Here is a 13,578-nt window from a genome sequence, read left to right as displayed (position 1 = left end):
ATTTATGTTGACCGAACGTCAAGAATTAATTTTAAAAACAATTATCAATGATTTTACGCAGACACATGATCCTGTTGGGTCCAAAACTGTTATGAATCAACTGCCTATTAAGGTTTCAAGTGCTACTATTCGTAACGAAATGGCTGTTTTAGAAGATAAGGGTTTGATTGAAAAAACTCATTTGTCTAGTGGTCGCGTGCCTTCAACTGAAGGCTACCGCTATTATCTTGACAATTTAGTTGAACCTTTACAAATTTCATCTTCTGTATACAAGCGAATCATTAGTCAGCTTGATCAACCATTTCATCAGGTTAACGATATCGTACAGGCAGCTGTCAAAATTTTATCGGATCTAACCAATTACACAGCATTTGCGGAAGGTCCTGAAAATAGTGAATTAACTATTACTGGTTTTCGTATCGTGCCATTGTTTAACAGACAGATTATGGCTGTCTTAGGAACTAGTGACGGTGACGTTCATGACCAGGTTTATACTTTACCTTATAATGTTAATGGTGATGAAATTGAACAGGCTGTGCGCATGATTAACGATCAGCTGGTGGGCAAAACTTTAGATCAAGTTACTCCAGACTATCTTAAAAAGACTTTGGGCAATAAACTTAAAGTTGCTCATGTCTCTGAACTGATTAATTTGGTCGAGGATGTTATTAACGATGCTGCCAGTGAGCAAACCTATGTTGATGGTCAGATTAACCTGCTTAACAACATTTCTCTGGACGATATTTCAAACTTAAGATCGCTCTATGAAATGATTGAGCATAATGATTTGATTTCCAGTATTTTGGACAATAGGCAAAATTTGAAAAGCGACAGGTATCCCGTTCGAGTTAGTTTAGGATCCGAATTATCAAATGATTTGTTAAAGGATTACAGTCTGCTTACGGCAGAGTACAGCGTTGGCTCTCATGGAAAGGGCATAATTGCTTTACTTGGCCCTGATAATATGCCGTATTCTCAGGTGATTGGATTACTCGAGTATTTCAGAAACGAACTATCTAAAAAATTACTTGATTATTATGGTAGATTCAAATAAAGGAGGTTAGCCGTGAGTAAAGAAGAAAATAATAGTAAAAACTCAAAAAAAGAGCCAAAAAAAGATGAGCATAAAAAGTCAAAGACAGAAGTAGAAAATTCTAAGACTAAGGCTAACGAAGAAAAGAAACCAGAGTCTTTGGAAAGTAAATTGCAGCGTAATTTGACTCAATTGCAAAAAGAAAAAGACGATCTGGAAGATAAGTTTTTGCGCAGTCAAGCTGAGATGCAAAATATGCAAAATCGCTACAATAAAGAAAGAGCGCAGCTTATCAAATATGAGTCTCAATCCTTAGCTAAAGATGTTTTGCCAGCGATGGATAATTTAGAAAGAGCTTTAGCTACTAAAGTCGATGACGAAGCATCAAAACAGCTTAAAAAAGGTGTACAGATGACACTTGATTCACTGGTTAAAGCTATGAAAGATCACGGTATCAGTGAAATTATAGCTGAAGGTGTCAAATTTGATCCCAATTTACACCAAGCTGTTCAAACCGTTGCAGCTGAAAATGATGATCAAAAAGATCATGTTGTACGAGTTTTACAAAAGGGATACTTGTACAAAGATCGTACTTTAAGACCGGCTATGGTTGTTGTAGCACAATAATTGAAAGGAAGCATATCAATGTCAAAAGTTATCGGAATTGACCTCGGAACTACTAACTCAGCAGTTGCCGTTTTGGAGGGTAAAGAACCCAAAATTATTACTAACCCAGAAGGAAATCGCACTACCCCTTCAGTAGTTGCCTTTAAAGATGGAGAAATCCAAGTTGGTGAAGTTGCCAAAAGACAAGCAATTACCAATCCCAATACTATTTCTTCTATTAAACGTCACATGGGCGAAACTGATTACAAGGTCAAAATTGGTGATAAAGCATATACACCACAGGAAATTTCAGCAATGATCTTGCAGTATATCAAGAAATTCTCTGAAGATTATTTGGGCGAGAAAGTAACCGATGCTGTTATTACCGTACCTGCATACTTTAATGACGCTCAGCGTCAAGCTACCAAAGATGCTGGTAAAATAGCTGGTTTAGATGTTAAGAGAATCATTAACGAACCTACTGCATCTTCCCTTGCATATGGTCTTGACAAAGATGCTGAAGACGAAAAAGTTTTAGTTTACGACCTTGGTGGTGGTACTTTTGATGTTTCCGTTTTGCAATTAGGTGACGGTGTGTTCCAAGTTCTTTCAACTAATGGTGATACCCATCTTGGTGGTGATGATTTTGATAACAAGATTATTGATTGGTTGATTAAGAACTTTAAAGATGAAAATGGTGTTGACCTTTCTAAAGATAAAATGGCTTTACAAAGGTTAAAGGATGCTGCCGAAAAGGCGAAGAAAGATTTGTCTGGTGTTTCAGCAACCCATATTTCATTGCCATTTATCTCTGCAGGTGAATCTGGCCCATTGCACCTTGAAGCCGATTTAACTCGGGCAAAATTCGATGAATTAACTTCTGACTTAGTTGAAAAGACTAAGATCCCATTTGATAATGCTTTAAAAGACGCTGATTTAACAGTTAATGACATTGACAAAGTCATTTTAAATGGTGGTTCTACCCGAATTCCTGCTGTACAGGATGCCGTTAAGAAGTGGGCCGGTAAAGAGCCTGATCACTCAATTAACCCAGACGAAGCTGTTGCTTTAGGTGCTGCTATTCAAGGTGGTGTCATTTCAGGTGACGTTAAGGATGTTGTCTTACTTGATGTAACCCCATTATCACTTGGAATTGAAACAATGGGTGGTGTATTTACCAAACTTATTGAAAAGAATACAACTATTCCAACTTCAAAGAGCCAGATTTTCTCAACTGCTGCTGATAATCAACCAGCTGTTGATGTGCACGTTTTGCAAGGTGAACGCCCAATGGCTGCCGATGATAAGACTTTAGGACGGTTTGAATTAACTGATATTCCTGCAGCCCCTCGTGGTGTACCACAAATTCAAGTTACTTTTGATATTGACAAGAACGGTATCGTTAATGTTTCTGCTAAGGATATGGGAACTGGTAAAGAACAAAAGATTACTATCAAGAGTTCATCCGGCTTATCTGATGAAGAAATTAAGAAGATGCAAAAAGAAGCTGAAGAACATGCGGAAGAGGATAAGAAGAAGAAAGAAGAAGTCGACTTACGTAATGAAGTTGATCAATTAATCTTCTCCACTGAAAAGACCTTGAAAGATGTCAAAGGCAAAGTCTCTGATGATGATACTAAGAAAGTTCAAGATGCACTTGATGCTTTAAAGAAAGCTCAAAAAGACAACAATTTGGATGAAATGAAAGCTAAGAAGGATGAATTATCCAAGGTTGCACAAGACTTAGCAGTCAAATTGTACCAAGCTAATGGTGGAGCTCAAGGTGCACAAGGACAAGCTGGACCTCAAGCCGGACCACAAAATCCTGGTTCACAAGATGGTAATAATGGTTCTGCAGGTGAAGGTGAATTTCATAAGGTAGACCCAGATAAGTAAAGGGTTTATAATTGAATAAATTAGAAAAGAACTGCCAGGAAAAGTAGTTCTTTTCTTTTGTAAGGTTAAGGAGCTTATAGATGGCACAAGAAGATTATTATGAAGTGCTGGGAGTAGATCGCAATGCCAGTGACAAAGAAATTACCTCTGCTTATCGCAAACTTGCCAAGAAGTATCACCCTGATTTAAACCATGAGCCTGGTGCTGAGGAAAAATATAAAAAGGTTAACGAAGCCTATGAAGTATTACATGACAAGCAAAAAAGAGCCCAATATGATCAATTTGGTTCAGCTGGAGTCAATGGTCAAGGAGGTTTTGGCGGTGCTGGTCAAGGATACAGTGACTTTGGGGGCTTCGGTGATTTTGGCGATATATTTAATGATTTCTTCGGTGGTGCCACTGGTGAGAGTCAACATCATGTAAATCCCACGGCGCCAACTCGCGGTGAAGACTTAGATTATACGTTGTCTATTGATTTTATGGATGCAATTACGGGTAAGAAAACACAAGTTTCCTATACTCGGAGTGAAACCTGCCCAACTTGTGGGGGCAATGGTGCTGAAAAAGGCACACATCCGATAATTTGTGATAAATGTAATGGCTCAGGTTATATGACTATTACTCAAAAATCCCTGATAGGTATGATACGACAGCAAGCTGTTTGTGACAAATGCCATGGAAAAGGTGTAATTATTGAACATCCATGTCAAACTTGTCATGGTAATGGCGTAATTGACGGTAAGAATACCATTGAAGTTAATATTCCTGCTGGAATAGATAATGGCCAGCAATTGCGTTATGAAGGTCAAGGCGAAGCTGGTAAAAATGGTGGTCCTTACGGTGATTTGTACATCAATTATCGGATTAAACCATCAAAGGAATTTGAGCGTAAAGGTACAACTATTTATACGACCGTTCCAATTTCATTTGCCCAGGCAACGTTAGGCGATGAGATTAATGTTAAAACTGTACACGGCGAAAAGAAGCTAAAAATTCCTGCAGGTACTCAACCAAATAAGAAGTTTACCATCCACGGACAAGGTGTTCCGTATTTGCGTGGCAACGGTAATGGTGACCAGATTACTACCGTTCAAGTTCAAATTCCAAAATCAATTAATGAGAAGCAAAAACAGGCTCTAGTTGATTTTGTCAAAGCAGGTGGAGGGTCAATAACGCCGCAAGAAAAAGGATTTTTTGAAAGGCTAAAAGAAAAATTGCAGTGATAATTACGTTATCATAACTTCACTGATTAGATCTTTTTGATTAAAATAGAAGAAAAATTGCAATGTTAGAATGTCCTAAGGGTTATAAATATTGGAATAAAAATGATACCGGGATAACTATATCGGCGGATGCACCTCAATGGGCAAAAAAAGAATTTCATAAATATATGAAACTTTTTGCAAAAAATGGAAAACCTGATAAACACGGTATAGTCAAGTATTATTAACATTTTGGCAATTTGAACAAGAGCTGATTCCTAAAATATCAAGGAATTAGCTCTTTAATTTTGGCATGTTTCTTAATTCGTTTTATACAGTCTGTTGAATTTGCTATAATAATAAAGATAGAGTAAAGGGTGCAAATTATTTATGGACATAACAAAATTACAAGATTATCAAAAACATATTCGCAACTTTTCCATTGTTGCTCATATTGATCATGGAAAATCAACGATTGCGGACCGTATTTTAGAGTTGACCGATACAGTATCTGAACGCCAATTAAAAAATCAGATGTTAGACGATATGCCGCTTGAGCGCCAACGCGGTATTACCATTAAGATGAACTCGGTTGAAATTAAATATCATGCTCAAGATGGCGAAGACTACATTTTTCATCTAATTGATACACCAGGACACGTGGATTTTTCATACGAAGTTTCACGTTCTTTAGCTGCGTGTGAAGGTGCGCTCTTAGTAGTCGACGCTTCGCAAGGCGTACAAGCCCAAACTTTGGCAAATACTTACTTGGCAATTGATGATGATTTAGAAATATTGCCTGTAATAAACAAGATCGATTTGCCTTCGGCTAACCCAGAGCAGGCTAAAGAAGAAATTACAGAAATGCTGGGACTTGATGCATCCGACGCTGTTGAAGTTTCTGGTAAAACTGGTCAGGGCATTAAGGAGTTGCTTGAACGGATCGTAAAAGACATTCCGGCACCGCAGGGTAATTTGCAAAACCCACTTAAAGCATTAATTTTTGATTCTAAGTATGATGACTATCGCGGGGTAGTTCTCTCTGTCAGGATTGAAGAAGGTACGGTTAAACCTGGCGATAAAATAAAAATCATGAATACGGGTAAAGAGTATGAAGTAACTGAAGTGGGAGTTTCTAGTCCACATCCGGTTAAAAAGGATATTCTGATTGCGGGGGATGTTGGTTACCTAACGGCTAACATCAAATCCGTTCGTGAAACTCGTGTTGGTGATACAATTACTGCAGCGGAACATCCCACAGCTGAGCCATTACCAGGGTATCGGCAAATACCACCAATGGTTTATTCTGGTATGTATCCCGTAGATAATTCCAAATATGATGACCTTAAGGAAGCTTTACAAAAATTGCAGCTCAATGATGCTGCTTTAGAATTTGAACCTGAAACTTCAACCGCTTTAGGCTTTGGCTTTAGGTGCGGCTTTTTAGGTTTACTCCACATGGATGTGGTGCAGGAGAGACTTGAACAGGAATTTGACCTAGACTTGATTATGACTGCCCCTTCTGTTGATTATCATGCGATTATGAATGACGGTACGACCAAAGTAATTGATAATCCTTCTGATTTACCGTCTGCAGGTGAATATAAGGAAGTTCAGGAACCTTTTGTTAAAGCAGAAGTAATGGTGCCGAATGATTTTGTCGGTCCTGTGATGGAATTATGTCAACGCAAACGAGGCGAGTTTGTGACAATGGACTATTTAGACAAATATCGGGTTAACGTAATTTACAATATGCCATTGGCTGAAATTATTTATGACTTTTTTGATGATTTGAAGTCTTCTACTAAGGGTTATGCTTCTCTTGATTACGAAATTACGGGTTACCGCGCAACAGATTTAGTTAAAATTGATATTCTGTTGAATAAGCAAGTTGTTGATGCTTTAAGTTTCATAGCCCACCGGGATGAAGCACAAAATAGAGCAAGACAAATGACCTCGATGCTTAAGAAATTAATTCCGCGGCAAAACTTTGAGGTTGATATTCAGGGAGCAATTGGTGCTAAAATAATTTCGCGTGCCACTGTTAAGCCATACCGCAAGGATGTAACTTGGAAAATTCATACGGGAGACCCTGATAGAAGAGCTAAATTACTAGAAAAGCAAAAGAGGGGTAAAAAGCGGATGAAGGCTGTAGGGCATGTTGAAATTCCTCAAGATGCTTTTATGGCAGTTTTAAAAATGAATGATGATGATTTAAATTCAAAATAGTAGGAAAATAAAAAGGCTGAATTAATTAATGATTGAATGGCGTGAGCGCAAGGGTGAAAAATTAGCTCCAGAATTGATTGAAAAGTATCAGCTTAGTCCGATTACGGCTAAGCTGCTTTCTTTGCGCGGAATAAATACTGACGCAAAACTTGCATTTTGGTTTAATGCAACTGAAGACGATTTAGCAGACCCGTACTTAATGCACGATATGCAAAAAGCTGTTACAAGGATTAACCAGGCAATTGATGCAGGTGAAAAAATTACTATTTATGGTGATTATGACGCAGATGGTATTACTGCCACCAGTATCATGATGGAGACGCTGGGAATTTTAGGAGCCGATGTTCATTTCTTCATTCCTGATCGCTTTAAAGATGGCTATGGTCCAAATCTTGATGCCTACAAGAAAATTGCGGCAGACGGTACGAAACTAATTATTACTGTTGATAATGGTATTACAGGGGTTGAAGAAGTAGACTATGCTAAAAATATGGGCGTTGATACAATAATTACTGATCACCATAAATTTCAAGATAAAGTGCCTGAAAGTTATGCCCTAGTTCATTGTAATTACCCCGGACAAAAATATCCGTTTGATGACTATTGCGGCGCTGGTGTTGCCTATACAATTAGCCGAGCCTTGATGCAAGATTCAATGCCAGAATTATTGGAGCTGGCAATGATTGGTACAATCGGCGACATGGTTAAAGTCTCAGGGGAAGGCCACATTCTCGTCAAGCGGGGCCTTAAAATGCTCAACGAAACTGAGCGACCAGGTTTGAGAACTCTAATAAAAAAAGCCGGCTTGCAAATGGGACACATAGATGAAACAGATGTTGGTTTTAATATTGCACCAAGACTGAATGCGGTTGGCAGACTGGATAATGCCAGTTTAGCTGTAGACCTTCTCTTGTGTGAAACTGATGATGAGGCAGAAAAGATTGCAGATAAAATTGAAGAATTAAACGCTAAACGTAAAAATTTAACTAGTAAAGTTTACAATTCCTGTCTCAATCAAATTAAAAATAATGGCTGGGAAAGAAAGAAAACCTTAGTTTTATATAATCCTAAGTTTCATGAAGGCGTTTTAGGATTAGTTGCCAATAAACTGGTAGAAAAAACTCACAAACCAACTATAGTATTGACTAAAAATGACAAGGGAATCATAAAAGGTTCTGGGAGGTCTGTAGACGGTTTTAATCTTTTTAATGCATTAGAACCTTTGAAAGATAAACTGTTTCTCAAATTTGGCGGTCATGACTTTGCCTGTGGTCTGTCAATGACAGAAGACAAGATAACTTCATTGCGTGCCACTTTCGAGAAAAGTTTTAAAGGAATTTATAATCAAAATATTCGCTATTATGATTGTGAATTACCATTTTCTAATCTTGACTTGAAAATAATTACTGACATTAAAAAGGCGGGGCCGTTTGGCAGCAATAATGTGACTCCTGTTTTCAGCATATTGCATCCCACAATAAATAGCTGCTTTTACATGGGAAAAGAAAAGAATCATATTAAGTTAAATATTAGAAAAAATAATAAAAATATTGATGTTGTCGGCTTCAATAAAAAATATTTGACCAAGATCCTCTTACCATATGTAGATCAAATATTTATTCAGCTGCAGGAAAATTGTTACCGTAATCAGGTAAAACTGCAAGGAATAATCAAGGGCATCATTTTTGCTGCGCCAAAATTAGTAGTTCCTGCACCTGTTATTGATTTGCGGGATGAAAAATACATAATGGGATTTGCCGATAGGTATTTGATTTTTGATAAAAGAAATAAAAATATTGCCTCTAGCCTATATGATATTGATCCGGCTAAAATTACATTGGTAAATGATTATAACAATGAGGGTGAAGTAGCTGCTTTTCTTGATGTGCCCCGTAATCAGCAGGAACTTAATTTAGCTTTAACTTATAATTATGAACAACTTTATTTGCGCTTTATTATGGATCAATTGCCTGTTAAGCGGCTCCCGCCAAAAGTTGATTTTGTGAGACTGCTAAAATACGTGTATTCTCACCCTGGTTTGGCTGTAGCAGATTATCGCACGGTAGGTTTATTTTTACAAATCGCTTATGATAAGATTCTTTTCATTTTGCGGGTGTTTTTTGAACTAAAATTTGTCAAATTAGAAGATGATAGAATATTTGGCGTTGACAATCCCATAAAAAGAAAATTAACAGATTCTAATTATTTTAGGGCAACTAATTCCCAAATTAAATTTATAACTGATTTAAGACAGATGCCAAGTCAAAAATTATTAATGTACGTGAATGAGCAATTAAAGCAACATTAATTTTTCACGTATTTAATGCTTTTAAGTTCAAAATCTGTTAGAATATTAAGGTCGAGTAAGCTTTAGCAAGAAAGTTAAGTTTTGGAGGTTTTTTCTTCTTATGGCAAACGATTTTGAGAAACATATTGCAAGTGTTAAGGATTTCCCTAATAAGGGTATTATCTTTCGTGACATTACCCCTGTTCTACAGGATGGCAAGTTGTTTCAAGCAGCTACTCATAAGCTAGCTGAATACGTAAAAAGTAAAAATGCTGATTTAATTGTTGGTCCGGAGGCCCGTGGCTTTATTGTTGGCTGCCCTGTAGCTACAGAATTGGGTATTGGTTTTGTTCCAGCTAGAAAGCCGCACAAGTTACCGCGGGAAGTCGAAAGGGCTTCATATGATCTGGAATACGGTTCAAACAGCTTGGAAATTCATAAAGATGCCATTAAACCTGGTCAGCGTGTAGTAATCTGTGATGATTTACTTGCTACTGCAGGAACTTTAAGGGCATGTAAAGAGTTGGTTGAAAATCTTGGTGGAGAATTAGTGGGTTCAGCTTTTTATATTGAATTACCAGATTTGAAGGGAAAAGAAAAATTACCAGGACTTGACGTATTTTCACTCGTTAAATATCATGGTGCTTAAAATCACCAAAAGCTAGAAATTTAGGGTAAATCCGTGATTTGTAATTAAATACTGCTTTTATCTTAAGTGTTCTTAATAGTTAGACAATAGAGTCAACTATTAAGGGCACTTTTTTCATGACTAAAATAAATTATTGCGCAAAACTTAAAATTTAAGGAAAGCGATTTCTGAAAAATGAAAACTTTTATACTCTTTTTGAGTGCAAATTTTTTACAAGACAAAGTCAAGTATATATAATGATACAGTATTTTTAAAAAAGGAGAATAGAGTAATTTGCAATTAAGAAGAGCAACAATGGCCGATTTTGACCGAATTATCGCTATTTTAAAAGACGGGGCCAATCAACTGGCTGAACGTGGTGTTGATCAGTGGCAAGGAGATTATCCGTCAAAAGAACAAATTAAAGAAGATATTGAAAACGGCTGGGCCTTTTTAGCTGTTTCTGAAGATCAGGAAACAGTTGGTGCTATTGCCATAGTGGACGGACCAGACCATGTTTATGATCATTTAGATGGCAAATGGTTGGCTGATACTAATAAATATGTGGTTATTCATCGTTTGGCAATTCATTCTCAGCATTCTGGTAAGGGCTATGCTACCAAGCTGTTACAGGCTGTTATCAATGATATTAAAAACAACAGGGACGATATTGACTCAATCAGAATTGATACTCACGAAGACAATAAAGCCATGCAACATTTGATTGCAAAGATGGGTTTTTCTAAAGTTGGTTATTTGCATGGCGCTTACCGTCCTAACGAAACCTCATATGTTTATGAACTACTTAAATAAAAGAAAAAATTGTTATCAATTATCACAATAGCAATCTATTCAAAACTAAAAACCTGGTGATGGCGTTTTTCCATTACCAGGTTTTTCTATGCTTTTATTTAATTAGCGATTCTTCATAATTGGTTGGTAAAAGACATCAATCAATATGGCAGCCACTAGGGCAACAGCGAAAGTGAGTAGCAAATTAGTCCAGCTAATTTTCGTCATAGCAATTCCCAGTAAAGCTAATATTATGGTTAAGAGTACATCAGCTAGTTGGGTTAAGCCAACAGCTTTAGAAGGATAATCCTGCCAGAAAAACTTTTTAGTTCTGGTGATCAGGACAATAAACATTGCGCTTAAAACCAAATAAACATAAACCATTGTTGATATTGTGCCGTGGCTCCAGCCATGAGTATTGAGATAAGCAATACCTGCTATTCCAATTACGGTCCAGCCGAAAGCTAATGAAAAAGCAATTTTAGCCAATTTAGCCATGTTCCAATTTTCAGGTTTATAGGTGATATGAGTTCTGTCAGTACCGATCATCATCGTCACCATGTTATTCATGATTGTATAAATAACCATGGCGTTTAGTGCCATCGGAATATAATTGAAGAATAAATAACCAAAGGTCAAGAGCATGGTTAGTTGTGCGGTTCTGGCTAGCTTGGTCAAGGACCAGGTCGTCATTCTTTGATAAACTCTGTGTCCGGCATCAAGTATCTTTACTATTGAAGATAAGCCATCATTCAAAAGAACCATTTTGCCAGATCTTTTTGCAACATCTGCCGCATTCGAAACGGCAATCCCAACCTCAGCTTGTTTTAAGGCTGGCGAGTCATTTACACCGTCACCCGTCATCCCCACAATATAGCCTTGCTTTTGAAAGAATTTAACCATGCGCAATTTATCTTCTGGTAAAACATCTGCAATTCCAGCTAGTTTACTAGTATCAGTTTGATCAGTAAAATCATGAATAGAAATTACCTCACCTTGTAGGTCAACCTGTTTAGCAACTGCAACGGCCGTTTTTTGGTTATCGCCAGTTAACATAATCGGTTTCACTCCACGTTTTTTGAGTTCACCTAAGGCTTCTTTAGAATCAGATCTCACCATATCTTGCAAGATGAAAACACCGGCTAATTTATCATCAATTAATAAAGCGACTGAACGACCAGCACTAAAATCAACTTCCTTAGCGTTTTCGTTCGCATTTCTATCAATTAATGATAATTGTTTAAAAGAGCCAAGTTTAATATTATGACCGTTGTAATTTGCCATTGAATAGCCTGTACTAGAGGTAAAAGGAGTAAAGTCAGAACCTGATTTGACGGTTAAACCCTGCTTTTTTATGTATTCAGCAATCGCAGTGTCTATTAGCTTTTTATTTCTTTGATCTGTAGCTGCTGAAGCTAATTCAAGGGCTTCTTTATCACTAAATGAGCTGAAATTTGTCCATTGACCAACTGCTGTTTTATTTTCGGTAATGGTGCCCGTTTTATCGAGCAAAATCAGATTTAGGTTTGCGGCATCTTGAATTCCAGTTAAATCTGAAGTTAATACTCCTTCTTTACTTAGACGAGTAGCTTCAAATGAATTGGAAAGGGCAAAGGTAGAGGGCATTGCCACTGGAATGGAAGCTATAAACATCATTGCCAAAAATGGCAGCATATTAATGAGATTATTAATGTCTCCTCCTTTGAAGAAAGAAGCAATGATAATTATTAAAGTTAAAATACCGTCAAGAATACACAAATAATAGATAATTTTAGTAAGTAGTTGTTGCAAGTGACCCGGGGCAGCGGAATTATTAATTAAATTAATTGTTTTACCAGACCGTGAATTAGCTCCGGTAGCCGTAACAACTGCAAGGCCGTTGCCTTCCGTAACGGTAGTACCGGCGTAGGCTGTATCTTGGGGATTTTTCCGAACTGTTCTGGCTTCACCAGTAATTGAGCTCTCATCAGTAGAAATTTGGCCATCAATTAGTTTTACATCAGCCGCCAAAACATCTCCAGCTTGCATACTGATTAAATCTCCTGGGACTAAATATTTAGAGTCAATATTTTGCCATTGACCATCCCTTTGAACAGAAATAGTAGGGGTCAGTTTGTGTGAAATATTATTTAAAACGCGTCTAGACTGCTTTTTCTTGGAAGCACCGTTCCAAGCAGCGAAAAGAAGCATTAAAAGAACGAATAGGGATTGTATCCATTTCCCTAAAACACATTCCAAAAGTAGGGCAGCTTCGAGAATCCAGGCTGATAAATTCCACAACTTGGACAAAAACTCTTTAAAAAAATTGAACTGGGGTTCCGGTACCTCATTTAAGCCATTTTTTTGCAAAAGTTTATCTGCTTGGGCCTGAGTTAAACCAGTGATTTTTTCCGACATAATTTTACTTCCTTAGTTTTAATACTTTAATTAAAGTAGCATAAAAAGACCGCTTTTGCTATAAATTTATACCCAATTTTGTTTTAAAAAATCCCAAAATAGTGTACACTAGGTATAGTAGTGTATTAGTACACTTATCTTAAACAATTATAATTATTCCAAAGTCTGTCGGATGTATGCAGTTATACCTAATTTAATCAGGTGAGTCCCATGTCCTTTAAAAAGATACTTTTAGTTTCATTGCTAACAATTACAGCTTTCTTTTGTTTTTCGTTTTTATTCATAATGAAATTTTGGATTACTTTAACCCTGCGCTTCCGGAAACCAAAAGTTATGCTCAAGGACCGCAAAATGTTCAACAATATTATAACGTGCGAGCATACGATTCAAACTGGAAGTTAAGCATCCCTATAAAATAACCAGGTTAGGAAGATATAATAATTGATTATAGAGGCCAGTATGTTAAGAAAATTCAATACGTTTCTAAAAAATAATTTTTAAAAGTTGT

The 13,578-nt window shown here is 37.0% G+C and carries 9 protein-coding genes; 8 read left to right on the top strand and 1 reads right to left on the bottom strand.

What is annotated here, in order from left to right; translation table 11 throughout:
* Window positions 1–4: 4 nt before the first annotated feature.
* The 8 genes from hrcA (at window position 5) to LDX54_RS05505 (ending at window position 10,694) form a co-directional block, all read left to right on the top strand.
* On the top strand, window positions 5–1,054 hold the full coding sequence (gene hrcA / locus LDX54_RS05540) for a heat-inducible transcriptional repressor HrcA (RefSeq protein ID WP_046324989.1): 1,050 nt from the start codon (window positions 5–7) through the stop codon (window positions 1,052–1,054).
* 12 nt (window positions 1,055–1,066) lie between these two features.
* Window positions 1,067–1,660: a nucleotide exchange factor GrpE gene (gene grpE, locus LDX54_RS05535; protein WP_265666651.1), complete on the top strand. Its 594-nt coding sequence runs from the start codon at window positions 1,067–1,069 to the stop codon at window positions 1,658–1,660.
* 18 nt (window positions 1,661–1,678) lie between these two features.
* On the top strand, window positions 1,679–3,535 hold the full coding sequence (gene dnaK / locus LDX54_RS05530) for a molecular chaperone DnaK (RefSeq protein ID WP_046324987.1): 1,857 nt from the start codon (window positions 1,679–1,681) through the stop codon (window positions 3,533–3,535).
* Between the two features lie 80 nt (window positions 3,536–3,615).
* Window positions 3,616–4,758, top strand: coding sequence for a molecular chaperone DnaJ (gene dnaJ, locus LDX54_RS05525; protein ID WP_187157522.1), 1,143 nt, complete (start codon window positions 3,616–3,618; stop codon window positions 4,756–4,758).
* Window positions 4,759–5,127: 369 nt separating this feature from the next.
* On the top strand, window positions 5,128–6,966 hold the full coding sequence (gene lepA, locus LDX54_RS05520; RefSeq protein ID WP_265666652.1) for a translation elongation factor 4: 1,839 nt from the start codon (window positions 5,128–5,130) through the stop codon (window positions 6,964–6,966).
* Between the two features lie 31 nt (window positions 6,967–6,997).
* Window positions 6,998–9,274 carry a single-stranded-DNA-specific exonuclease RecJ gene (recJ, locus tag LDX54_RS05515; RefSeq protein ID WP_265667653.1) on the top strand — a complete coding sequence of 759 codons (2,277 nt, stop codon included), beginning with the start codon at window positions 6,998–7,000 and terminating at the stop codon, window positions 9,272–9,274.
* Window positions 9,275–9,374: 100 nt separating this feature from the next.
* Window positions 9,375–9,902, top strand: a complete 528-nt coding sequence (locus tag LDX54_RS05510) for an adenine phosphoribosyltransferase (protein ID WP_265666653.1) — start codon at window positions 9,375–9,377, stop codon at window positions 9,900–9,902.
* A 273-nt stretch (window positions 9,903–10,175) separates the two neighbouring features.
* Window positions 10,176–10,694 (top strand): GNAT family N-acetyltransferase, encoded by a 519-nt coding sequence (locus tag LDX54_RS05505; RefSeq protein ID WP_265666654.1) that lies wholly within the window; start codon window positions 10,176–10,178, stop codon window positions 10,692–10,694.
* A 102-nt stretch (window positions 10,695–10,796) separates the two neighbouring features.
* Here LDX54_RS05505 and LDX54_RS05500 read toward each other — a convergent pair whose 3' ends face one another.
* Window positions 10,797–13,070 carry an HAD-IC family P-type ATPase gene (locus tag LDX54_RS05500; RefSeq protein ID WP_265666655.1) on the bottom strand — a complete coding sequence of 758 codons (2,274 nt, stop codon included), beginning with the start codon at window positions 13,068–13,070 and terminating at the stop codon, window positions 10,797–10,799.
* Between the last annotated feature and the right edge of the window lie 508 nt (window positions 13,071–13,578).

The organism is Lactobacillus sp. IBH004 (assembly GCF_026185255.2).
In the GTDB taxonomy this organism is placed as follows: Bacteria; Bacillota; Bacilli; order Lactobacillales; family Lactobacillaceae; genus Lactobacillus; species Lactobacillus melliventris.
Note: the sequence above shows the minus strand (reverse complement) of the source record. Positions and strands in the feature narration are given on the sequence as shown.